Source organism: Azospirillum sp. HJ39 (assembly GCF_041507355.1).
Classification (GTDB): domain Bacteria; phylum Pseudomonadota; class Alphaproteobacteria; order Azospirillales; family Azospirillaceae; genus Azospirillum; species Azospirillum thiophilum.
In genome coordinates this window covers 39,992-61,902 of the sequence record NZ_CP167914.1, presented here as the reverse complement: position 1 = coordinate 61,902, position 21,911 = coordinate 39,992, and the positions used below count along the sequence as shown (strand labels likewise).

At 63.4% G+C, this 21,911-nt stretch carries 18 protein-coding genes; 10 read left to right on the top strand and 8 right to left on the bottom strand.

Annotated features, from left to right (window positions below; translation table 11 throughout):
* Positions 1 to 137: 137 nt before the first annotated feature.
* Positions 138 to 1,433, top strand: coding sequence for a tetratricopeptide repeat protein (locus ABMY26_RS35730; RefSeq protein ID WP_372400686.1), 1,296 nt, complete (start codon positions 138 to 140; stop codon positions 1,431 to 1,433).
* A 46-nt stretch (positions 1,434 to 1,479) separates the two neighbouring features.
* On the opposite strand, the gene ABMY26_RS35725 is transcribed toward ABMY26_RS35730, so the two are convergent.
* Positions 1,480 to 2,568, bottom strand: a complete 1,089-nt coding sequence (locus ABMY26_RS35725; protein ID WP_372400685.1) for a tetratricopeptide repeat protein — start codon at positions 2,566 to 2,568, stop codon at positions 1,480 to 1,482.
* Positions 2,569 to 3,032: 464 nt separating this feature from the next.
* Here ABMY26_RS35725 and ABMY26_RS35720 point away from each other — a divergent pair, with 464 nt between their 5' ends.
* The 7 genes from ABMY26_RS35720 to ABMY26_RS35690 all read left to right on the top strand — a co-directional run bounded on the left by ABMY26_RS35720 (position 3,033) and on the right by ABMY26_RS35690 (position 11,447).
* Positions 3,033 to 3,413, top strand: coding sequence for a hypothetical protein (locus ABMY26_RS35720; protein WP_372400684.1), 381 nt, complete (start codon positions 3,033 to 3,035; stop codon positions 3,411 to 3,413).
* Positions 3,414 to 3,428: 15 nt separating this feature from the next.
* Entirely contained in the window at positions 3,429 to 3,791 is a 363-nt protein-coding gene (locus ABMY26_RS35715; RefSeq protein ID WP_372400728.1) for a phytanoyl-CoA dioxygenase family protein, read from the top strand.
* Positions 3,792 to 3,961: 170 nt separating this feature from the next.
* The gene (locus tag ABMY26_RS35710; RefSeq protein WP_372400683.1) at positions 3,962 to 4,855 is read left to right on the top strand and encodes a class I SAM-dependent methyltransferase; all 894 of its coding nucleotides are present in this window, start codon (positions 3,962 to 3,964) and stop codon (positions 4,853 to 4,855) included.
* A 425-nt stretch (positions 4,856 to 5,280) separates the two neighbouring features.
* Positions 5,281 to 6,588, top strand: a complete 1,308-nt coding sequence (locus ABMY26_RS35705; protein WP_372400682.1) for a hypothetical protein — start codon at positions 5,281 to 5,283, stop codon at positions 6,586 to 6,588.
* Between the two features lie 21 nt (positions 6,589 to 6,609).
* On the top strand, positions 6,610 to 9,111 hold the full coding sequence (locus tag ABMY26_RS35700) for a glycosyltransferase (RefSeq protein WP_372400681.1): 2,502 nt from the start codon (positions 6,610 to 6,612) through the stop codon (positions 9,109 to 9,111).
* Positions 9,112 to 9,255: 144 nt separating this feature from the next.
* The gene (locus ABMY26_RS35695) at positions 9,256 to 10,269 is read left to right on the top strand and encodes an SDR family NAD(P)-dependent oxidoreductase (RefSeq protein ID WP_372400680.1); all 1,014 of its coding nucleotides are present in this window, start codon (positions 9,256 to 9,258) and stop codon (positions 10,267 to 10,269) included.
* A complete protein-coding gene (locus tag ABMY26_RS35690; protein WP_372400679.1) occupies positions 10,266 to 11,447 on the top strand; it encodes a LegC family aminotransferase in 1,182 nt (393 codons plus the stop codon). Before ABMY26_RS35695 ends, ABMY26_RS35690 begins: the two co-directional genes overlap by 4 nt.
* A gap of 23 nt (positions 11,448 to 11,470) precedes the next feature.
* Here the strand turns inward: ABMY26_RS35690 and ABMY26_RS35685 are convergent, their stop codons facing one another.
* From ABMY26_RS35685 to ABMY26_RS35655, 7 genes are all read right to left on the bottom strand, one after another.
* On the bottom strand, positions 11,471 to 12,187 hold the full coding sequence (locus ABMY26_RS35685; protein ID WP_372400678.1) for a cytidylyltransferase domain-containing protein: 717 nt from the start codon (positions 12,185 to 12,187) through the stop codon (positions 11,471 to 11,473).
* Positions 12,175 to 12,759, bottom strand: coding sequence for a class I SAM-dependent methyltransferase (locus ABMY26_RS35680; protein WP_372400677.1), 585 nt, complete (start codon positions 12,757 to 12,759; stop codon positions 12,175 to 12,177). The genes ABMY26_RS35685 and ABMY26_RS35680 overlap by 13 nt, the downstream gene beginning before the upstream one ends.
* 108 nt (positions 12,760 to 12,867) lie before the next feature.
* Positions 12,868 to 13,914, bottom strand: coding sequence for a GNAT family N-acetyltransferase (locus ABMY26_RS35675; RefSeq protein WP_372400676.1), 1,047 nt, complete (start codon positions 13,912 to 13,914; stop codon positions 12,868 to 12,870).
* A complete protein-coding gene (locus tag ABMY26_RS35670; protein ID WP_372400675.1) occupies positions 13,911 to 14,951 on the bottom strand; it encodes an N-acetylneuraminate synthase family protein in 1,041 nt (346 codons plus the stop codon). Before ABMY26_RS35670 ends, ABMY26_RS35675 begins: the two co-directional genes overlap by 4 nt.
* Complete coding sequence (neuC, locus tag ABMY26_RS35665) at positions 14,948 to 16,156, bottom strand: UDP-N-acetylglucosamine 2-epimerase (protein WP_372400674.1); 1,209 nt, start codon at positions 16,154 to 16,156, stop codon at positions 14,948 to 14,950. The genes ABMY26_RS35670 and neuC overlap by 4 nt, the downstream gene beginning before the upstream one ends.
* Before the next feature lie 5 nt (positions 16,157 to 16,161).
* The gene (locus ABMY26_RS35660; RefSeq protein WP_372400673.1) at positions 16,162 to 17,541 is read right to left on the bottom strand and encodes a phenylacetate--CoA ligase family protein; all 1,380 of its coding nucleotides are present in this window, start codon (positions 17,539 to 17,541) and stop codon (positions 16,162 to 16,164) included.
* 79 nt (positions 17,542 to 17,620) lie between these two features.
* Positions 17,621 to 18,670 (bottom strand): nucleotidyltransferase family protein, encoded by a 1,050-nt coding sequence (locus tag ABMY26_RS35655; protein ID WP_372400672.1) that lies wholly within the window; start codon positions 18,668 to 18,670, stop codon positions 17,621 to 17,623.
* 182 nt (positions 18,671 to 18,852) lie between these two features.
* Here ABMY26_RS35655 and ABMY26_RS35650 point away from each other — a divergent pair, with 182 nt between their 5' ends.
* Together ABMY26_RS35650 and ABMY26_RS35645 are read left to right on the top strand one after the other, a co-directional pair.
* The gene (locus ABMY26_RS35650) at positions 18,853 to 19,833 is read left to right on the top strand and encodes an NAD-dependent epimerase/dehydratase family protein (RefSeq protein ID WP_372400671.1); all 981 of its coding nucleotides are present in this window, start codon (positions 18,853 to 18,855) and stop codon (positions 19,831 to 19,833) included.
* A 57-nt stretch (positions 19,834 to 19,890) separates the two neighbouring features.
* Positions 19,891 to 21,903 carry a radical SAM protein gene (locus tag ABMY26_RS35645; protein WP_372400670.1) on the top strand — a complete coding sequence of 671 codons (2,013 nt, stop codon included), beginning with the start codon at positions 19,891 to 19,893 and terminating at the stop codon, positions 21,901 to 21,903.
* Positions 21,904 to 21,911 lie beyond the last annotated feature (8 nt).

The following is a 21,911-nucleotide window of genomic DNA, read 5'->3' as shown; positions in this document are numbered from 1 at the left end:
GAAAATCGAGGATCGAAATCGGCGCCTGCAAGCGGATGCCGATTTGAGAGGAATGGAGCTACGGTGCTATGGTCCGTTTCCAGGCCCTCAAGATGGACGTTCTTCCGATGCCGGTCCAACCCTCCGAATTCCGCAGCATGCCAGACGCCACAGAGGCCGGGCACATCGACTTCGAGGCTTGGCGGACACGGATCCGGCAGACCACTTTCGCAAACTATCATTATCAGATGGGGGTCGCGCTCGCGCGGACCGGTGAAGCCGACGCAGCCATCGCGGCCCTGCAACGGGCGGTGGACACCGACGCCACCCTGGTGGAAGCCCGTATGCGGTTGAAGGAATGCCTGCTCCAGGCCGGCAGGGCGCAACAGGCTGCCGAGATTCATCGCGCGGCCATCGCCTGCGATCCGAATTACGAGGCACGCGCCCATGCCCGTATCGCGATGGAGCATTATGGGCGCGGTGACTACGGCGCGGCCCAGGATGAAGCCAACCGAGCCATCGCGATCGACGCTGCCCTGGATGAGGCACAGTGCGCATACGGTCTGGTTCTGTTGAGGCGGGGGGAGATCGGCGACGGCCTTGCGGCGCTGGACCGCGCCGTCGCCGGTGGAGCCACAAGCCGGAGCAGGGCGCTGGAAGAGGCGGTAAGAGCCGCCGATGACGCGATGCGAAGCCACGACTACGCCGCAGCTTTCGCCCCTGCCCGCTGGGCGGCGGACAGGGCGCCGGCCTCCGCCGAGGCGGCCAGGACGGCGGGGCGGGCGGCGAGCTATACCGGGCAGCTGTCCGAGAGCCGCCACTATCTCGGTCAGGCGGTCGCCCACGACCCGTCCGACATTCTCAGCCTGGGCCTGCTCGCTTACGTGCAGGAACGGCTGGGACTGGCGAACGAGGCGGCGGACGGCTTCGAGCGGATGGTGTCCATGGCGACCTCTGCCGGACAGCCGCAGCAGGCCGCCGTCGGACAATGCGGCTGCGGCCGCCTGCTGCTGGCGGCGGGCCGGAACGACGACGCCCTGGAGCGCTTTGAGCAGGCGGTCCGGTTGGCACCCGGACTGTCGACGGCTGTCGCTCATCGTGCCCTGGTGAAACTGGCGCAGGGGGATCGCGCCGCCGCCTTGGCCGATGCCCGCCAGGCGCATGGGTTGAATGCGGACGATCCCTGGGCGATGACGGCCCTGGGCACCGTTCTCGTCAGCAGCGGGGACCCTCGGGCCGGCCTGCCGCTCCTCCAGCGCCCGGCGGAGCGCAATCCCGGCGTCGTCTGGACCTTGCTGGACTTCGCCTATGGGCTGGCCGTGGCAGGGGAGGAGGCACAGGCACGGGCGATGTTCCAGCGCGCGTCGGCAGCCCTGCCTCCGGACGGAATCGCCCTGCTTGCGGCAGAGCGCCCTTGGGCGGCGGCGGTCATGGCCAAGCTGGCGGGCGGCTGACGCCTGTCCCGAACCCGTCTGCGATGCGCAGACGGCGCGGGCGCGATCACAGCAGTCCGGTCTCCGCCAGATGACGGTCGAGCGCAGCGGCAAGGCATGTGGCTATCGGGGCCATGCGTGCGTGCGCATCCCATGGATCGTCTCCGACGAAGATTTCGCTCGCCTGTCCGGTCAGCGGATCGCGCATCGCATCGGCAACGTCGATGTACCCCCATCCGCGCTCGGCGCAAGCGGCACGGCACAGAGCACAGAAGCGGTCCGTGATGCGGGTCCGTTCGCTCTGCGGAATCGGAAGCGCCCGTGGATCGTTGCGGACCACCGTTGCAAACCTCTCGTCGTCGGTGATGGGCAGAATCGGTCCGACGATGGTGATCGGTCCATGCCCTTCGGCCAGCAGCGAGTCGAGAAACCGGACATAGGCGGTGACCGTGCCCTCGATGATCCGGTCGATGGGATCGCCCGTCTTCTCGGCCGCCGCCCATGCCGCCCGCCGGCAATCCACCTCTCCGAAAAAGAACAGAAGCCGGGCATGGACAGGGGCCATGTCCAGCCTGCGGCGAATGGCTGCGGCAGCTCCGCTTTCCGAGGCCGCATTGTCGAGGCCGTAGGCCGTGCCGCCCCCGATGTCATGGGCCTCCAGCACGTAAGGGGCGGCGATTCCGTTCATCGCAGCCAGATAGCGAAAATACATCGCATGGGAATCGCCGAACAGGATGAGCCGGGGGGGCGGCGTCCGTCCCTGGTTCCGGGTCTGGCGGTCGGCGATGTCCCAGGCCTCCCACACATACGGAGAGACACCGAGGGTCCGCATGGCCATTGCCTCCGCGTCGGCGGAACGGCCTTGCGTTTCGAACAGCCGGGCCAGTTCCAGCCACCATTGCGGATTGGAAGGGGCGAGATAGGCAGCCATCCGCAGATAGGCCTCGGCCCGCTCCCCGTCTTGAAGCCGGACGAGCGCGGCCGAGACCAGGGCGTGGAACCGGGCGCTCTTGTGGGCAACGGCATAGCTTTCCAGGAACAACCGCTCGACCATGCGCGGCTTGCCCTCGGCCAAATATGCCTGCGCCTGCTCGACCAGGCGTGGAAGATCGTCGAATGTAAGACTTGGCGTTCTTGGCGTGTCGGGCTGGCGCATCGCGCATGTCCTTCATGCGAAGGTTTCTGACTGTCGACTGTTTTCTCGCATCTTTTCTCCTGGAATGCCTCAAGACGATTGAAATCCCGTGAATTCCTCAGGGCAAGATAGGTCCAGAGGTTTCCCAGGCGTCTCGCGGATTTTCGGGGGCGGGTTGCCGTGGGTCAAAGCCGGGAGTGCCGTCCGCCGGCACATGGATCTGGAGCCTATGGCGGCCTTCGGGCATACTGCGCCCGTCCGGTTGCTCGGCAAGGCAATCCGATCCGACGCAACTCACGGATGAGCGCTTACCATCCCGCTCGCTCCTGCGCCACGGGACGGGCACGATCCACGCGAGAGTGTCCGCCGGACGCCGCGCCTATGGCGGCGGACTGAAGCCGCACGGGAAGGGGACGGAAGATGACGGATGATCTCGGGGTGCCTTCGGAACGGCCGATGCTGAAGCCGCGCGCGAGCTTTCGCGGATGGGATATGCCAGACTACCGGGCTTCGTCGGCGCGGACCGCCTGAAGCGCATCCGGACCGACCTGTCCGATGCGCTCGCCCTGGCGGAAGGGCGCCATCCCGACGCGGTGAATCCCTGGGATCTGTCGGCGCGCTACATCGCCCTCAAGGAACGGTCGCCCGAAGCTAAATCCCGGTTTTATGATGTGGTCCGCAGCCTGATGTCCATCCATGCGGCGGTCGTGCAGCCTCCGGCATGGGACGCCATCGCCGCCTTCTTCGGCTGCCGCTCGCTGTGCGTGGACAAGGTCTTCCTACGCATCGACGACCAGGGGAACGACCGTCTTCTGAAACCGCACCAGGAAATCAACCAGCTCGGCGTGCAGTCGGTGGTGATCTAGTTTTCCCTTTTCGACCTGACCGGCCCGGATGACGGGGGGCTTCTGGTTTATCCGGGCAGCCGGGAACTGGGCTATCTGCCCCACGATGCCAACAACCGGCTCGGTTCCTATCAGGTGGCGGACACCGCCGGGCTGGGGGAGGCCGAAACCGTGCGCACGGCGGCCGGGGAGGCGCTGCTGCTCCACTCGCCTCTGGTCCATGCCTCCCTGCCCACCGGGCCGGGCCGGGTGCGCTGGACGGTGACCGCCCGCGTCAGCCCGGTTGACCGCATCCCCTATCTGGTGGGAGCCTCCGACGCGCTCCGGGTTCCCTACGAAGCCGATTACACGGCCGTGGAAGCCGCCTTGCGCGCGTGCCGCCCGAGTGTTCCGGCATGACAGCCGCCCGGTGCTGCCCGATATGCGGCACGACGGCACAAGGGGTCTGGGCCGGCATACAAGCCCCCGCGATGCCTGCTCCGGTACTGGCCGCGCAGGTGGAACGGTGGCGGAAGGAGGCGCCTTTTACGGTGGCGCCGTTGGTCTATGACGCGTGTGGAGTCTGTGGCGTGGCCTTTTCCCAGGTCGGTCGCGATCTCCAGGCCCGCATCGACGCCCTGTACGCCGGCATCGCCTATGGCAGCGCGCAGCTTTCCGGCCTGTCCGGGCTTGCGGACCGTATCATCCACCATCTGGCCGAGGACGGGGTGGACGGAAAGGTGGTGCTGGAGATCGGCTGTGCGGACGGCACACTGCTCGAACGCCTGGCCGGGTTGGGCGCCCAGGTACGGGGCATTGAGCCGGGGGCACTCGCCGCGGCTCGATGTGTCGAGAAGGGAATTCCCGTGGAACAAAGACCCTTCCATCCCGATCGGCCGATGGACGGGCCGGCCTGCGACGTCATCATCCTGCGCAACATCATCGAACACACCCCGGACCCCGTCTCCTGGCTGCGCCGGCTCGGGAACGCCTTGCAGCCGTCGGGCCGCCTGTTCCTCGAAACCCCCAACGCTTCCTGGTTCGCCCGGAAAGGCGATTGGAGCCTGCTGAGCTTCCTGCACCCGGTTCTGTTCTCGCCCCGGGGACTGACGCTGGCCTGTGCCCGTGCCGGCCTGACGGCGCGCGTAATCGATGCCGATGGTCCCGCTCTGCTGGTGGAGGCGACGCCGGCTGCCCCCATCACCGTGGTTCTGCCGGAGGCCGAGGCTCTGCCCGCACTGGACTGCTCCCCCCGGATCGAGGCCGTCGCACGGGTGTTGGCGGCTTGGCGTGATGCCGGGCTCCCTTTCTTCGTGTGGGGGGCTGGCACCTTCGCCGGGGGGCTGCTGGCCGCCGTTCCAGCCATGGCGGCGGCAGTGCAATGCCATGCGGGGGCCATGACCTTTCCCGAGCCGGTCGCCTATCTCCACGACCCGCTCCGCATTTCCCCGATCCCCCCGATCCCATGCCGGAACGGGTGGTGATCGCATCCCAAGCGACAACCGCCATTCTCACCGCCTTGCGATCCGCCCCCTCCTTCGCCGCGGTGAGGGAGGCGCTGGTCCTGTTTCCGCAGGTGGAGAGAATCGCCATCACGCCAGGGATCCCAACCGTGGAGAGTTGCGCATAAAGCGGACCGTGGGCTCCCCGCCACGGCAAGCGCGGTTCCTCCATCGGGCGATATTCCAGGCTCCCGGAGATACGAAGAGGTGCCCAGGGGGTCCGCATGGCCACGGCTTCCGCGTCGGCGGAACGGCCTTGCGCCTCGATTGGTGTTCCTGGGATATCGGGCCGACGAAGCGCGCATGTCCTTCAGGCTTCTGGCAATTAACTGTTTTTTCGCATCTTTTCCCCTGGAATGCCTCGGTATGATTGAAATCCCGTGAATTGCTTCGGGCAAGGCCGGTCCATGAAGATTCTGTTTTTCGTCGAGCCACTGATCGTCCGCGGCTCTCCCGACCTGCGCCTGTCATGGATTCTCTTTGCCGCCGACCTGATGGCAACGCTGGAGCCGGAACCGCGCAGCTGGCCCGAACGGTTCCGCATCGTCACCAGCGAACATCTGCGCAAGCGCACCCAGGCTCCGTACCAATTGCGGTTGCCGCACCGGCCCGACAGGGAGATCGAATTGCCGGACGGGCTGGTCCGGGCGGTTTCCCGCGGCGCGTTGCGGGATCTGACCGGACCGGACGCCATGCATGCCGGTGCCGTCTGGTACGAAAAGACAGCCGACGAGCAAACCGGGGCCGGCATGGCCGCTCTGATCCGTGAAGCGGCCGGGGATTTCGAACCGGAGGTGGTGGTCACCTTTTCCGCAGCTCCCTTCCTTCGGGAAGCCTATCCCGATGCCGCCGTTCTCACCCATGAAAGCGGAATGGTATCGCGTCCCCCGTTTCCTCCCACCTTCTTCTTCGACCCGTTGGGCACGCAGCGTCACAGCCTGCTGCGCCAGACGTCGGCGGCCCTGTGCAGCCTTGAGACCGACGACGCCATCGGCGCGATGGCCGCGCGCATCCGCCGCCGCTATCTGGACGAGATTCTCATCCCCCGCTCGCCGTTCGCCCATCGCGAAGCGGAGTTGCGCAGACGGTTCGACAGCCTGTGGGTCCTGCCTTTGCAGGGTGTAGGGGCGATTCCCATGGATGCCGGCCTGCCGTTCCGCGACCAGTTCGACTATGTCAGCTGGGTGCTCGACACCGTGGGGCCGCGGGTCGGAGTGATTCTGACCCAGCATCCGGCAGCCCCTTACCTCACCGAGGAAAGGGGCCGCTATTTCATGCTCAACCATCCAAACGCGGTGATTCTCCCGGAAGAGGCGGGCATACGCTCCTCGACCCATTTCATGCTGGGAATTGCCGATGGAATCATCAATCTGGTAAGCAACACCGGTCTGCAATCTCTTTTATGGCGAAAGAAGATAGCGACGGTCGGCAACAACCAGACGACGGGAATTGCCGATACGACGACCCTCGAAACCCTGACCGAGGTGGCGCATCGCCCATGGGACATCCAGAAGGATGCCATTCTCATCTGGCTTCTGACCCATTACTACCGCACATCTCCCTACCTTTACGACAAGACCATGCTGACAGGAATTCTTGAGCATGCCGTGGCGCGCCGGCATGGCCCATTCGATTTGTCGTACTTCCGGCCGATGGGCGAGCCTGAAGAGGTGATCGGACGGTTCATTGCCCTCGCCCGACCGGACGGCGTCTGACGAATCGACAGGGAACAGACGATGCCACAGCGATTTGCGGTTCTGCACCCGTACCGCGGAATGGCGGAGAACGAAACGGCGCAGCGCATTCTCCTGGCCGCCGCAAAACTGGGGTTGGAGGCGAAGGAGTTCGCCGAAAGCGACTCCATTCTCGACTACCGGCCGGATTTCGTCCTGTCCCTGTCGCACCAGGACGCCAAGCTGACACCGTTCCCCACCTACGGCGTGCTGACCGCGCCGCGACGCTACTACCAAACACCGCGTTTCCTGCGCAATGTGCTGAGTTACGATGCCTACCTGACGGTGTCCGATGCGGTGCGCGTCTGGTTGGAGGATCTGAGCTTCGGCGCCCGCAAACAGGCTGCCCCCGTCGGCTTCTACGCCAACACCGTGCCGTCCACCGCTTTCGCTCCTTCATGGACGACCGTGCCGCGATTGGCATATTTCGGCACCAATTGGGACGGCAACCGCCACGGCGCCCTGTTCGAACGCCTGTCCCGGCGTCCCTATGCCCGCTTCTTCGGGCCTGCGGAGTCCTGGAAAGGCATCGATCCCGCCGCCTATGGCGGCTCCGTTCCGTTCGACGGCCTGTCCGTGCTGGACGCCTATCGGGCGGCGGGGGTCGGCCTGTGCCTCGATCTGCCGGATTTCATCGCGGACGGGCTTCCGACCAACCGCATCTTCGAGATCGCCGCTGCCGGAGTTCCGGCGATCTGCGGCGACAATCCCTTCGTCCGCCGGTGGTTCGGCGGCGATGTCCTCTACGTCGATCCGACCGCTCCGCCGGATGTCCAACTCTGGCAGATCGACCGTCACATGGCCTGGATCGCCGCACATCCCGAAGAGGCCCAGGCAATGGCGCGGGCGGCGCACGGACGCTTCACGGCTGATCTGTCGCTCGAGCGGCTGCTTCCCAACGTCCTGGCCCTGCACGAGAAGGTGCTGGCGGGCAAGGGCTACGCCGCGGCTCCAGGTGCGCCCCCCTTGCCGAGCCTGGCCTGCATCGTCCGCGCCGGCGACCGGTCGGAAGCCATGCTGCGCCGCGCGCTGGACAGCCTGCGGGGACAGCGTTACCCCGGATTGCGGGTGGTGCTGGTGGCGTGGGCGCGGGCGCCGTGGTTGGATGGAGTGCTGGCAGATTACGCGGATTTGGCGGTGTCCATCGTCGAACTGCCGGGCGGCGGCCGATCGGCCAGCCTCTGGGCAGGCCTGCGGGCCGTTCGCCGCCTGGGCGTGGAGCTATTCGCGCTGCTGGACGATGACGACGAACTGTTTCCGAACCACTACCGCTCGCTGGTTTCCTCGCTGCGCAGTCATGCCAAGGCTTTTCCCGAGGCACCTCCACTCCTTTGCTACTCGGCCTGCGTCGAGGCGGCACCTGCCCCTTTTGCGAACGACACCATCGTCGATGGCAGTTCCCTGGTACGGACACAGCGGCGCCGGATCCAGCAATTCCACTTCCATCCACCCAGCCAGCTCAACCAGCGCTCCTTCGTCTGTGCGCTGATGACCTTCATCGCCAGCACCGCCCTGCTGTCGGACGAGGTGCTGATGGATCCGGGGCTGGAGGTGGCCGAGGATCTGTACCTGTGGCTGCTTTTCGCCGAACGCACCCGCTTCGCCTTCTCCTGCGAAGTGACGGCCTGCGCCCATCAGCATGATCTGGGACAGTCCGACTATGCCAACCCGGAACGGTATGGACCGGCGTTCGAGCGCATTTTCTACCGCACATACGGCCGGTCGTTCCCGGCATCGATGGAATACGGCGTCCTGCCCGATCCACGACAAGGGGCCATGGATGGGCGTCTGTTCGCGCTGGTTCCGCCACCGGTACCCGCTGCGACCTGCGAAGAGGCCACTCTCCTGATGGCGACGATGGAGGGAAGCGGCACGATTTGGGCGACCGCGGCGACCGGTCCGCTGGCGACCGGCGTCTATGACGTGGAGGCGCATGTCGGCGGCGACGGTTCCTTCATGCTGGAACTGGTCCATGACGGGATGATCGTCGACAGCGGACCATTCCAGGAGTCTTCCCGCTCGGAATGCCGGCTGCCATCGCGGCGCTTGATGCGGCGCATCGAGGTTCCGCCCTTCCTCGCCGTGAAGGGAGTCGAACTGCGCCTGCTTCCGACCGGGAAGAAGACCGGAAGGGAGGCGGCCCTGGTGGGGCTGGCACTGCGCCGGCGTGGCGGCTTCCCCCGCTGCCGGTTGGACCAGATCCCCCGTGACTGGCCGGTATGGATCTACGGCGCCGGCGAGGGCGGCAGGGCCATGCTCGGCCGTCTAGCCGCCGCGGGAGGCTTCCGGATCGCCGGTTTCATGGATCGGGAAAAGCGGGAACCCATTGCCGGCCACCCGGTGATGTCGGCACAGGATGCGCTGCAGCAGACGGGAAGCGAGGCAAATATCATCATCGCCAGCCAATACTGGCAGGAAATCGATGCCGATCTAGCAGCCCTGGGTGCAAGGAATGTCTATTGCGCCTATCCTGTTTCCCGCGACGACCTGGCAATCCTGCGATGAAATTTTACGGTGGCCAAGCCGTGATTGACTGCCGGTTTTCAGGCGCTTAGACCAATCCGGGCGATGCTGTGCGCGGTGGCCACCTTCCCCGAAGCTCCCGCGTGTCCAGGCCTTCGTTGCTCATTGTTCTCAGGAACCCATCGCATGCCCGACATCGGCAAAGGCAAAATTCTTGTGACCGGAGCCGATGGCTTCATCGGGTCGCATCTGGTCGAGGCGCTGGTTTCTGCCGGCGCCGATGTGCGGGCGCTGGTACAGTACAATTCGCTCGGCCGCCAGGGTTGGCTCGATCATGTGGACGAAAGGACCCGCCGGTCGATCGAAGTGGTGCCCGGCGATGTGCGCGACCATGGCTTCATGCGCAACACGGTCGCGGGGTGCCGAACGGTCCTCCATCTGGCCTCGCTGATCGCCATCCCCTTCTCCTATCAGGCGCCAGGCAGCTATCTCGACACCAACGTTCAGGGAACGCTTGCAATTCTCGATGCCGCCAGGGACGCCGGCGTAGAGCGTTTCGTCCATACATCGACCAGCGAGGTCTACGGAACGGCCCAGCGGGTACCGATCGACGAGAGCCATCCGCTGAACGCCCAATCCCCTTATGCAGCGTCGAAGATCGCCGCCGACCAGTTCGCCCTTTCCTATCACCGGTCGTTCGGCCTGCCGGTTGTGGTGATTCGGCCATTTAATACCTACGGCCCGCGACAGTCCGCCCGTGCGGTGATACCCGCCATCATCACCCAACTACTGGAGGCCGGTGGCGCCATCCAACTGGGCTCGCTGCATCCAACCCGCGACTTCTCGTTCGTCACCGATACCGCGGCGGGATTCATCGCCGCGGCCTGTGCCGGAGACGCCGCCTTGGGGGAGACGATCAATCTCGGCAGCGGGTTTGAAATCTCAATCGGGGAAACGGCATCCCTGATCGCCGGGATCATGGGGCGGGACATGGCGGTCGGCACCGAAGCGGCGCGGCTGCGGCCGGCGGCCAGTGAGGTGGAGCGTCTCTTTGCCGACACGGCCAAGGCGTCCCGGCTTCTGGGATGGTCTCCCGTCCATGGCGGCCGGGACGGATTCCGACGCGGGCTGGAACGCACAATCGACTGGTTCTCCGACCCTGCCAATCGCGCCTTCTACCGAAACGGATATCAGATATGAGCCGAGTCCCGGAATGCAGCGGCTTCGATGTGGCGGAATTCGTCCGGCGCGTGCAGCATCCCTTGACCACCGCACGCCCACTGCCACTGCATGAGCCGAGATTTTCCGGCCGGGAGTGGGAGTATGTTCGGGACTGCCTGGAAAGCGGCTGGGTTTCGTCGGTTGGCAGCTACGTCGACCGCTTCGAGGGAATGATCGCCGAACGTCTCGGTGCCTCCCATGCCGTGGCCACGGTCAACGGCACTGCGGCACTGCATGTGGCGCTCCTGCTTGCCGGCGTGGAAACTGGCGACGAGGTTCTGGTCCCGGCGCTGACCTTCGTCGCCACGGCCAACGCCGTCCGATACTGCAACGCGACGCCCCATCTGGTCGACAGCGCACTCGATACGCTGGGCATCGATCCCGACAGGCTGGAGGATTATCTGCGGAGAATCGCCAGCGTCGGGCCGGATGGATGCGTGAACCGGCTGACGTCCCGCAGGATTCGCGCGGTGGTGCCGATGCACGTCTTCGGCCATCCGGTTTCCATGGACCGGTTGATGGAGGTCGCATCCCGCTGGCGGCTGACCGTGGTGGAAGATGCCGCGGAAGCGATGGGCAGTCTCTATCGGGGCTCCCCCGTTGGCGGGCTCGGGCATGTGGGAATCGTCAGCTTCAACGGCAACAAGATCGTGACATGCGGCGGCGGCGGTGCCGTGGTGACCCACGATGCCGAGTTGGCGCGGGCTGCCCGCCATCTGACCACGACGGCGAAGCTCCCGCATCCATGGCGCTATCGCCATGATCTGACCGGCTTCAATTACCGGCTGCCGAACCTGAACGCCGCCCTGGGCTGCGCACAGATGGAGCAGCTCGACGGTTTTATCGCCGCCAAGCGCCGGTTGACGGAAAGTTATGCGGAATCGTTGGACGATTTGCCCGGCGTGCGGCTGGTCACGGAGCCGGCAGGATGCAGGTCGATCTACTGGCTGAATGCCGTGCTGGTTCCCGATCAGGATGCGCGCGATGCCGTTCTCGCGGCAACCCACCGGGCTGGCCTGTTGACCCGGCCGGCCTGGGATCCGCTGCACCTTCTGCCGATGTATGCCGACTGCCCACGTGACGATCTGCCAATTGCCGAGGAATTGTTCGCCCGGATCGTCTGCCTCCCGAGTGGGGTGGCGGCACCGGGATCCTGAGCCGGCATAGCTCTTCCGCGGCCTCAGCGGCTCATCAGGAATTCGGCGAAGAGGAAATTCAGTTCGCTGTCGATATCGAGGCTGCGCTCTGCTGGCATGACGTAGGCCCGTGTGTCTGGATGAAGCGTCCCGTTGACCTCCCGGAACAGTGACGCCCGGCGCCAGACCAGCACCGCGCCGTTCAGTTCGAAGCAGGCAGGAGCATCCTGGCGGCGGAAGATGGGCCGAGGTGGCGGCTTGCTGCGGGTTGGATGTCCGTCGGCATCCAGCTCGACGATCTGGTAATAAGGATTGGCATGGGCCGGGCCGACGGAAACGACGTTGCCGGCCCCGCTTTCTTCCAGCAGCCTCACCGCTTCGCAGATGTCCTCCACCGCTCTCAACGGGGATGTGACGGCCAAATCGGAGATCACGCCGAAGACGGCGCCGGTGGCCTGTTCGACCGCTTGCACGCAATGGCGGATGGCCGGCAATTTGGGGGCAGCGTCGGTTGCGAACTCTGCGGGCCGCCGGACCGCGTGGTGGACCCCCAGCGAACGGGCAATGTCCAGGATCGCATCGCTGTCGGAACTGACGGCGACACTGTCGAAGCAGCCGCTGGACAGCGCCTGCCCGATGGTGTGGGCGATCAGCGGCCGGCCGGCCAGCGGGCGGATATTCTTGCCCGGTACTCCCTTGCTGCCGCCGCGCGCGCAGATGACGCACAGACGACTGGAAAACGGAGAGGCTATTTGCGGCATTGGATCAGCCACTCCTTCACGGTCAGGCGGCGATTGCGATCCGTGCGGATGACCCAGTCATATTCGATCTCGTCGAACCGGCCATAGAGAAGCGGAATTTCCTCCTCGGACAGTAGGCGGGCGATACCGTAGCCCTGGCGCAGAACGCCGCCGGTGACGCCGACCAGAGTGTTGGCTTCGCCGTCGAGCCGTGCCTCGCTTTCCGCCGACAGCCCCACCATGAAATGCTTGGAAAAGAAACGCCCGCCAGGGCGCAGGACCCGATGGATCTCCGAGACGATCCGCGTGGAATCCGCAAAGCTGTTGGCGTAGAGACACTCGATATCGATGACGCAGTCGATCCCCGCATCGGGAAAGGACAGGGCGCCGACATCGCCGTGGTGAAGCGTCGCCGCCAGCCCTTCCGCAGCCAGACGGCGGGAGGCGATGTCCAGGGCCACGCCGCTGCCGTCGATTCCGATGGCCTCATAGCCCTGCCTGGCAAGATACAGCAGATTGGCGCCGGAACCGCAGCCGATCTCCAGCACCTTCACTCCAGGATGGCCGGGCTCTCCGCCATACCAACGGGCCATTGTCCGGACAAGCTCCTCCGGCGGATACAGGCCACCTTCGTTCCGGCGAAAGATCTCGTCCCACCCAGCGTCCCACATGGAAGCCTCAAGCCCTCGCAATCGGCAAGATCAGAAGCGGTAACACAGGACATAACCTCCATAGCGTGGAAGCCGGTCCGGATGCGCATGCGCCCATGCGGCGCGGAGATCATCATAGGGTTTCCGGTCCAATACACAACGGCCGATGGAGAACTCCGCCGTCTCCCGGGAAAACTTGCGCTTGAAGGCCAGCAACGTATCGGCCGGATCGCCCGACAACCCGCCCCCGAAATGCATGATCCGCCGCCCGCCTCCCAGGTGAGCCAGGATAGCGGCATGGCGCAGCGCATTGTTGGGGGCCAGGGAAAAGCGGTCGCTGCGGCTGGCCGACAAATGATAATGGGCAAACTGGCGTCCCAGGAGCAGCAGCGCCCCGCCGACGGTTTCCCCATCCAGAACGGCGCGGCAGACCATGTGCCGCCCCTCCCCCAGAGCGGCGATTCCTGCGAAATACTCTTCTGCGAACAGATAGCCCGCCTCGGCCTGCAATTCGTCCATTCTGGCCCGGTACAGGGTGGAGAAGCGGGACAGGGCCGCCAGCCCGGCTTCCTCCTCGATCCTCAGCCCCAGCTTCTCGGCCTTGCGGATCTTGCGCCGATTGTCGTCGGCATAATCGTGCCAGACCGTCTCGGCGGAGCGGTCGAGCCGGATCAGGACGGTCCTGCGCTCGGGCAGGATGTCCAGCGGACCATGAGCGGCGAAACGCTCGGTTCGCAGCAGCGGGTGAAAGCGCACCAGTCCCGCGATCATCCGCAATTCAGCGGCGGCGCTTCCGAATGCCGCCCAGGCGTCGGCCAGGAAATCCGGCCGCTCCGTCGTCGCCAGAGGTCCGCCGTACCCATAAGCCGTTTCGAAATCGTACCAGTCCGTTCCATCGATGGGACTGCGCAGGAACGGAAAGAAGAACAGATCATCGCTGCCGGCATAGACCAGGGCCTCGGCTCTGGCGCCTCCATGGGCGTACAGCGAGAGGTAGCGGTGATCGAAATAAATATCGTCCAGCCCATGTCCGGCAAAGCAGGCCAGAACCTCGTCCCATTCTGCTCCGGGAACGAGAACGCGCCAGGTTCCGGTCATTGGACATCGATCCAGCGGATCGGCTCATCGGCCTCCAGCGTACGCTTGGTCAGCCGCCCGACGAGCAGGGGAAGATGGGCCGGCGGCACACCGTCGGCCGGCCGCTTGCAGATCAGGTCGGCAGGCTCGAGCGCCGTTCCGGCCGGCAGGTCGCGCGCAGCCACGACGCTGCGCCGGATACCGGAGGCATTGCGGAGTTCCGACGCGGTCGGCCTCTTTTGTCCATCGCCGAGCAGGCAGGCGGTACGGCGGATCGCCCGGACATAGTCGGCCAGCCCTTCGGGATCGAGCGAGGCGCGATGGTCGGGACCGGGCAGGGAACGGTCCAGGGTGAAATGCTTCTCGACGATACAGGCGCCCATAGCCGTCGCGGCGATGCCGGCCTCCAGGCCGGTGGAATGGTCGGAGAGGCCGACGGGCAGGCCAAAGGCGGCACGGAGTGTCGTCATCGCCCGCAGATTGATCTCATCGTCCGGGGCCGGATATTGCGATGTGCAGTGCAGCAGGGCCAGCGGCGCGGAACCGCCGCGGCGCACTGCGGCTACCGCCTCCTCGACCTCTCCCAGCGATCCGATGCCGGTGGACAGAATCACGGGGAGCCCCTTGCGGCCTGCCGCCTCCAGGAACTGGGGATGGGTCAGCTCGGTGGAGCCGATCTTGATGCAGGGAAGCTTCAGCTCGTCGACCAGGAAATCCAAGCTGTCGAACCCGTCCGGCGTCGACAGGAACAGGATACCGGTGCGCCGTGCATGGTCCTGCAAATGACGGAAAGCGTCATAGGGCAGACATAGCCGGCGGGACAACTCATACCGGGATTCATCCATCGCCGTGGTGTCGTCCATATAGGAGACCTTGTAGGCGAACCGTCCGGTGATCTCGCCTGGCTTCCATGTCTGGAACTTGACGGCATCGGCCTTCGCCTGTGCTGCGGCCTCGATCAGCCGTTCGGCCTTGGCCACGTCGCCGTCGTGGTTGACGCCGGCCTCGGCGATCACGAAGACGCCGCCATCGCCTGTCAGTGGAAAGGACGCGGTCATGGCTCGCTCCGGGACGGGCAGGGGGAAGGGAAGGGAAATGCCATGTCGTTGAACCTCTTGCGGATCAGCCCTTCCAGGGGTGCCGTCTTCAGGATATCGGTGATGCGCTCTGCCGCATGCCCGTCACCCAACGGATTGCGCAGGCCGTGAAGCGACCGGCGGAACTCAACGGACAGCGCACGGTCGAGGGCATCGGCCACAGCTCTGCCGTCGGGCAGGCAATCGAGGATGTTGGCCGCACGGATGCGCCCGGCCTGCCGGTCCCCGATGTTCACCACGGGCAGGGCGAAGCTCGGAGCCTCGATCAGCCCGCTCGACGAGTTGCCGATCACGGCATCGACACAGGCAAGCGCAGACAGATACCGCCGCCGCCCCAGCGAGGCCACGGCAAGGCAGCGACCGCTCCGCGCTCCGGCAAATTCCTCGATCCGCCGCCGCAACGCCCAGCTTCCCGCATCGGCATTCGGCAAGGTGAACAGGACCCGCAAACCAGGGCGGGCGTCCAGAGCCTCCAGCATCGCCGTCAGTCCGGCATCCCCGTCCTCCTCGTCCAGCGTCTCCGGATGATAGGTCGCCAGCACGGCAGGATCGCCGAATGAAAAACCGAGATCGCACTCCAGTTCGTCGCGGGACAGCAGCGGCGTGGTGCGGACATTGTCCAACCCCAGGGCACCCGTCACATGCACATGACCGGGTTCTTCCCCCATCTGGAGAATGCGGCGGGCATAGTCCTCGACCGCGGTGAAATGCAGGGCCGCCATTTTGGTGATGGCATGCCGGATGGAATCATCCACCGCTCCCGCGGTCAGTTGACCGCCGGCGATGTGCGCCAGAGGGATGCGGCAGATCAAGGCGGCCGTGGCGGCGGCCAGGATCTCGTACCTGTCGCCCAGGACCAGAACCAGATCGGGCGACAGGCGCCGGTACGCGTCGCCGAAGCCGATCAGCGACAGGCCCATCGACTTGCAGACCGAGGTCGGCGTATCGGCGGAAACGAGCGCCTCGACGATCTCGTCCGGCGGAAACCCGTCCGCCTCCATTTCCCGCACCGTCATTCCGAAAGCCGGGGACACATGTGTTCCGCAAGCGACGATCTTCAGCCGCAAAGCCGGGTCCGCCGCAATCCGCGTCAGCAGAGGGACCAGAAGACCATAGTCCGCCCGCCCTCCGGTGACGACGCACACCGTCCTGGCGCATTCGGGCATTGGAATCACTCCAGCCGGTCGTTCAGATCGAGATACTGGCGCAGGTAACGATGCTTGCCCAGGACAGTGCGCTCGATCCTGTCCGTCAACCCGGCAGTGATCGTGAAACCGTCTCCAAGGATGGCCGACAGCCGCCGGACCACCATGTCCAAGGTTTCCGCAGAGTCGCTCTGCGTCATCCAACCGTCTGGCTCCGGCTGGATCAGGAAATGCAATGCGCCGGGGCGCTCCTGCACCACCTGGAATTCGCGGATGCCTCGCCAGTCCATGTCGTTGTAGTTGAAGACCGCGGGCGCCAGCGGCACCAGACCGCCATGGCTGTCGACCACATAGTCCTGCATCCGTCCTTCGACTTCCCGCAGGATCGGATAATGCCGGCCGCATGGGCAGGCTTCGCCGCCCATGATGCCGACATCGCGGGTCCGGTAGCGGATGAGCGGGAAGACGTCGTTGTTGAAGCCGGTGGCCACCAGTTCGCCGCGGCCTCCTTCCCCGGAAACCGGATGGCCTGCGGTGTCGAGAAATTCCAGGATGCCGACCTGGGGCAGGAAATGGAGGTTGTCGGAAAAGGGGCATGGATGACCGACCAGACAGCCTTCGGAATGGCCATAGATGTTCACGAGCCGGGCCTGGAAGGCGCGCTCGATGATCCGGCGCTGTCCCGCGGTGACGTATTCGCCATCACAGAACACGTAGCGGATCGGGCAGGCCAGGGGCAGCCCGTCCTCCAGGATGTAGCGGGCCAGGGGAAGGATCGCGGACGGTCGCGTATGGATATAGGTCGGGGCGAAGGAACCGATGGCCTCGACATAGGCCGGCGCCGTATGCCGGGCGATCGCGTAGCACGACATGACGAGCTTGCGGTCGTCCACCATCTTCCAGTGCTGTCCGCGCGCCGTAAGTTCCGCCGGAATGGCGTCCCCATAGAGACGGATGGAGCGGTGGCGGAAGATGTCCAGGCCGAAGACGTTCATGTAATGCTCGGTATTGGCCTTGTCCCGCGCATGGAAGGCAAGGTCGGCGAACACCGTCAGGGGCGTGCCGGTGCTGCCGCCGGTCGTGCGGGACATCAAACCGGTGCGATCGATCCCGTCCGGCAGAAAGGCTTCATAAGCGTCCTGGATGGTCTGCTTGTCGATCAGGGGGAAGCGCTTCAGATCGCCCAGATTATGGATGTCGGTCCAGGAAAAACCTTCCTTCCGCATGAAGTCACGATAGAAGGGAACTGTGCGCTCGACGTGGCGGACAAGGCGTTTCAGCTTGCGAAGCTGAAGATCGGCCAATGCGGCGCGGCTCCAGAATTGGGTTTCGCGCAGCATGATCGTGCGTTCGAGAAAAATGTCGGTTTCAAGCGGATTGATTTCTACCGATACGCTGTCGTTCATCGTTTCCCGCTCGCGGCCTGTCTGGCTCAGAATGTCCGCAGCCAGTGCTCCTGAAGCTCACATATTCGTCACGGAGCCTTCAACGGAAGACTGCCGGAAATTCGTTCTCGGCCCGCTGCAGGTCGGATGGGCTGCCGATATCCAGCCAATACTCCTCGATCCGGAACGCACCGACCTTTTCGCCCGCGGACATCAGGGCCCTGAACAGGTCCGGCATGTCGAGCGGAGACGAATGGGGAATCAGGTCCAGCACCGACGGCTCAAGCACGTAGATGCCGGCATTGATCAGGAAGCTTTGCTCCGGCTTCTCGCGGATTTCCCGCAGGCAGCCACCGTCCACCTCGGCAACCCCATACGGGATTTGTTGTTTGTGCTCGCGCAACGCCATGGTGGCGGCGGCCCCGGACGATCTGTGAAAGTCGAGCAGCTTGCGGAAGTCGATGGAGGTCAGGATGTCGCCGTTCATCACCAGCAGGGGCTGCCGGGGCCGTTCCGGCAGAAGGGCCAGACCGCCGGCCGTGCCAAGACGACGATCCTCCTCCAGATAGGTGATTTCCGCCCCCCAGCCGGTGCCGCCGGCGAAATAGTCGCGGATCATGTCTCCGCGATAATTCAGGGAGATGTAGAAACGGTAGAAGCCCTGGTTGACGAAACTCTCGATAATGGTTTCCAGTAACGGCTTTCCTCCGACGACCAGCATGGGCTTGGGCGTGGTGGCTGTCAGCGGATGCAGGCGGGTTCCAAGTCCTCCGGCCATCAGCACCACGGGGCTGGTGTTCCGGTCCCACTGCAGAAGCATGTCGATCGTACAAAGCCCGACCACCCGGTCTTCCGCATCGACCAGCGGAATCTGCCGGATTTTCTGCCGTCTCATCTGCCGCAGCAGGGTGCTGGGGGGAACTCCGGCCTGCGCCTTGTGCGGGGCGGACGACATGATGTCCCGAACGGGGGTGGACATGGTCATCCCGTTCAAAAGAGCACGCCGGATGTCGCCATCCGTCACCGTCCCCCGCAACCGACGCCGGTCGTCGGTGACCAGGGCAATCTGCAGTGCGGTCCTGTCGATGCACATCATGGCTGCGCCGATGTCTGCGGTCTCGTTGATCAGAAGAGCGTCGAGGTCGATCATCAGGCGAGGCCAGGCATCCGGAGCGGGGTATCATGGGCTTTCGGCTCTGAACCCAACCTACCAGAAGCCGGTAATCCTTTCCAGCCGCCAGGAACCGTATTCGGTAACCCCACTGGACTGTCGTGGCAGCGATCCATTATTCTGCAGCGGATCAGGAGCAAAAAGGCGAAAGAGACACACCAATGTCGCAATCCGATTCTGCACGGCGTAAAGTTCTGATCTGCGGCGGAACCGGATTCATCGGCCGGAATTTGGTGGATCGTTACAGACAACGTCCTGACATCGATCTCATCGCTACCTGTTTCTCCCGTCCACCGGTTCCTCTTGACGGAGTGTCCTGGCACCGTGTCGACCTGCGCGACGCCCGTGCGGTGAACGAACTGCTGGATGGGGTCGACGTGGTGATCCAGGCGGCGGCGGCAACATCCGGCGTGCGCGACACCATACAGCGGCCGCATATCCATGTGACCGACAATGCGATCATGAACTCGCTTCTGCTGCGGGCAGCCTTCGACCGAGGCGTCGGGAATTTCGTCTTTTTCAGCTGCAGCAACATGCTGTCCGATGCCGAAGAGCCGCAGGACGAGAACGCATGGAATCCTGCAATCCCGATCAATCAGCGCTACTTCGGGATTGGCTGGACGAAGGCGTATATCGAAAAGATGTGCGAGTTCTTCGCGGGACAAGGCCGCACCAGGCACACCGTGATTCGGCACAGCAACATCTATGGCCCCCACGACAAGTTCGATCTCGAGCGAAGCCATATGTTCGGCGCCACGGTGACCAAGGTCATGACGGCAACGGAAGGCTTCATCACTCTCTGGGGATCGGGCGAGGAACTGCGGGACCTGCTGTATGTCGACGATCTCGCCGATCTGGTCGAAATGGCGGTCGACCGCCAGACGACGCCTTTCGACCTTCTGCACATCGGGGCCGGGACGGGCATCCCGGTGGTGGAGGTCGCACGCCGCATCATCCTTGCATCCGGCCGCCCCCTCGACATCAGGCACGATCTCGGCAAGCCCAGCATCAAGTCGAATGTCCTTCTCGATTCCAGCTATGCCCGCAGACTGTATGGATGGGTGCCGCGGATAAGCCTGGATGAAGGCATAAAGAGAACGATTTTTTGGTGGCGGCAGAATTACGCAGCAAAAATTCAATAAAATATCAGCGATACCGCAATGTATCGGCTTGAATGTATAGAAAGAGGCTCAAGGAAAATGCTGACAGTGACCGAAAAAACCAATGCTGATGGCAAAAAAGGCAAGGTCATTGTTGGACTTGTCCAGATAAACAATAGTTTTTCTGGTCAGAACTATCTGCCATATGCAGTTGGTCTTTTGGAGTCCTTCGTCCGATCCAGGGCAGAAGACGCAAACCGTTATAATTTCCTTTCGCCGATCTACAAGCGGATGCCAATCAGCCAGATCTGCGAGGCACTTCTGAACGCCGATGTAATCGGTTTCAGCACCTATGTCTGGAACGCCCGTATTTCCCTTGAGGTTGCCCGGCAGGTCAAACTGAAACGGCCGGATGTCATGATCGTATTCGGCGGGCCGCAAGTACCGGACCATGCAGAGACGTTCCTGCGCACCTATCCCTTCATCGATGTCGCCGTTCACAATGAAGGTGAACAGACGTTTCTGGACATCCTGGAGTCTTTTCCCCACACGGACCCCACCGGCATCAAAGGAACGAGTTGCATCGACGATGCCGGACACTATGTACGGACCGCCCCGCAACCACGCATCCGCGAGCTGTCCAGCATTCCCTCGCCGTTCCTGACCGGCGTGTTCGACCGGCTGATGGCAACGCACCCCAAAGAATCCTGGATCGGGCTTTGGGAAACGAACCGCGGCTGTCCCTTCCAATGCACCTTCTGCGACTGGGGGTCGGCGACAGCCGCGAAGGTCAACCAGTTCGACCTGGACCGCCTGACGGCCGAAGTCGACTGGTTCTCGGACAAGAAAATCGAGTATCTCTTTTGCTGCGATGCCAATTTCGGGATCCTGAAGCGTGATGTCGATCTTGCCCGGTATGTTGCCGACAAAAAGAAGGAAACCGGGTACCCGCAATTCCTTTCGGTCCAGAACACCAAGAATGCCACCGAGCGGGCGTATTTGGCACAATCCATCATTGCAGAAGCTGGATTGAACAAAGGCGTTGCCATTTCAATGCAAAGCATTGATCCTGAAACGCTGAAAAACATTAAAAGAGATAATATTTCCCTGAAATCGTTTCTGGAATTGCAAAGCCGCTTCACCAGGGACGGAATTGAAACCTACTCCGATCTGATCCTCGGATTGCCGGGTGAGACTTATGACAGTTTTGTCGAAGGAGTAAGCATGTTGATGGAGAGCGGACAGCATAACCGCATCCAGTTCAACAACCTTTCGATTCTACCGAATGCGGAGATGGGAGCGCCGGAATACCAGGATCGCCACGGAATGCGTTTGGTTGAATCTCAAATCATCAACATCCATGGCGAAGATCCCTGTCTGGACGATGATGTGCCGGAGATGCAGCAGTTGGTTGTCGAAACGGCGACAATGCCGGCGGCAGACTGGAGACGGACCCGTGCATTCTGCTGGATGACTGCGCTTGTCCATTTCGATAAGCTTTTCCAGATCCCCTTGATTGTCGCCCATGAACAAAGCAAGGTCAGCTATAGGGTTCTCTTGGAATCATTTACCAGAGCTGAAAAAATCCGCTTTCCACTCATATCGTCGATCTATGACTTCTTCATCGAAAGCGCGACCGTCATCCAGCAGGGTGGTCCAGAATATATTCACTCCAAAGAATGGCTGAATATTTATTGGCCGGCCGATGAATACGTATTCATCCGTTTGACTGCGGAAGGGAAGGTGGACGATTTCTATCGTGAATGTACGGAACTCATCCTCGAAGCGACAGAAGCCACTGCATCGGCCTGCCTCAAGCCAGCGGTTCGCGACGCGGCCCGCCTGAACAGGAGTTTGCTCAAAGATCCTTCGGCCGTCAGCGATCTCGTCGTCGATCTGGAATGGAACGTAATGGAGTTGTACAAGGCCATTTTGCGGGGCGAATCAGAAAGACTTTCCAGAACGCCAAATACCGTTCATATCGGCCGCTCCAAGGAATCATGGGCGGATTTCAATGACTGGTGCAAGCGCGTGGTCTGGTGGGGCAACAAGAAAGGTGCCTATCTTTACAATGGAGCGGTCGTGGAAATGCATCCTGCCGGTCATTATTAAGAAATCGG

Excerpts from the sequence above, each read along its gene's own strand:
- ABMY26_RS35695 (WP_372400680.1), top strand. The coding sequence starts at position 9,256 with ATGCCCGACATCGGCAAAGGCAAAATTCTTGTGACCGGAGCCGATGGC.
- ABMY26_RS35645 (WP_372400670.1), top strand. The coding sequence starts at position 19,891 with ATGCTGACAGTGACCGAAAAAACCAATGCTGATGGCAAAAAAGGCAAG.
- ABMY26_RS35650 (WP_372400671.1), top strand. The coding sequence starts at position 18,853 with ATGTCGCAATCCGATTCTGCACGGCGTAAAGTTCTGATCTGCGGCGGA.
- ABMY26_RS35690 (WP_372400679.1), top strand. The coding sequence starts at position 10,266 with ATGAGCCGAGTCCCGGAATGCAGCGGCTTCGATGTGGCGGAATTCGTC.
- ABMY26_RS35730 (WP_372400686.1), top strand. The coding sequence starts at position 138 with ATGCCAGACGCCACAGAGGCCGGGCACATCGACTTCGAGGCTTGGCGG.
- ABMY26_RS35675 (WP_372400676.1), bottom strand. The coding sequence starts at position 13,914 with ATGACCGGAACCTGGCGCGTTCTCGTTCCCGGAGCAGAATGGGACGAG.
- ABMY26_RS35700 (WP_372400681.1), top strand. The coding sequence starts at position 6,610 with ATGCCACAGCGATTTGCGGTTCTGCACCCGTACCGCGGAATGGCGGAG.
- ABMY26_RS35705 (WP_372400682.1), top strand. The coding sequence starts at position 5,281 with ATGAAGATTCTGTTTTTCGTCGAGCCACTGATCGTCCGCGGCTCTCCC.
- ABMY26_RS35655 (WP_372400672.1), bottom strand. The coding sequence starts at position 18,670 with ATGATCGACCTCGACGCTCTTCTGATCAACGAGACCGCAGACATCGGC.
- neuC (WP_372400674.1), bottom strand. The coding sequence starts at position 16,156 with ATGCCCGAATGCGCCAGGACGGTGTGCGTCGTCACCGGAGGGCGGGCG.
- ABMY26_RS35685 (WP_372400678.1), bottom strand. The coding sequence starts at position 12,187 with ATGCCGCAAATAGCCTCTCCGTTTTCCAGTCGTCTGTGCGTCATCTGC.
- ABMY26_RS35660 (WP_372400673.1), bottom strand. The coding sequence starts at position 17,541 with ATGAACGACAGCGTATCGGTAGAAATCAATCCGCTTGAAACCGACATT.
- ABMY26_RS35720 (WP_372400684.1), top strand. The coding sequence starts at position 3,033 with ATGGGATATGCCAGACTACCGGGCTTCGTCGGCGCGGACCGCCTGAAG.
- ABMY26_RS35680 (WP_372400677.1), bottom strand. The coding sequence starts at position 12,759 with ATGGCCCGTTGGTATGGCGGAGAGCCCGGCCATCCTGGAGTGAAGGTG.
- ABMY26_RS35670 (WP_372400675.1), bottom strand. The coding sequence starts at position 14,951 with ATGACCGCGTCCTTTCCACTGACAGGCGATGGCGGCGTCTTCGTGATC.
- ABMY26_RS35725 (WP_372400685.1), bottom strand. The coding sequence starts at position 2,568 with ATGCGCCAGCCCGACACGCCAAGAACGCCAAGTCTTACATTCGACGAT.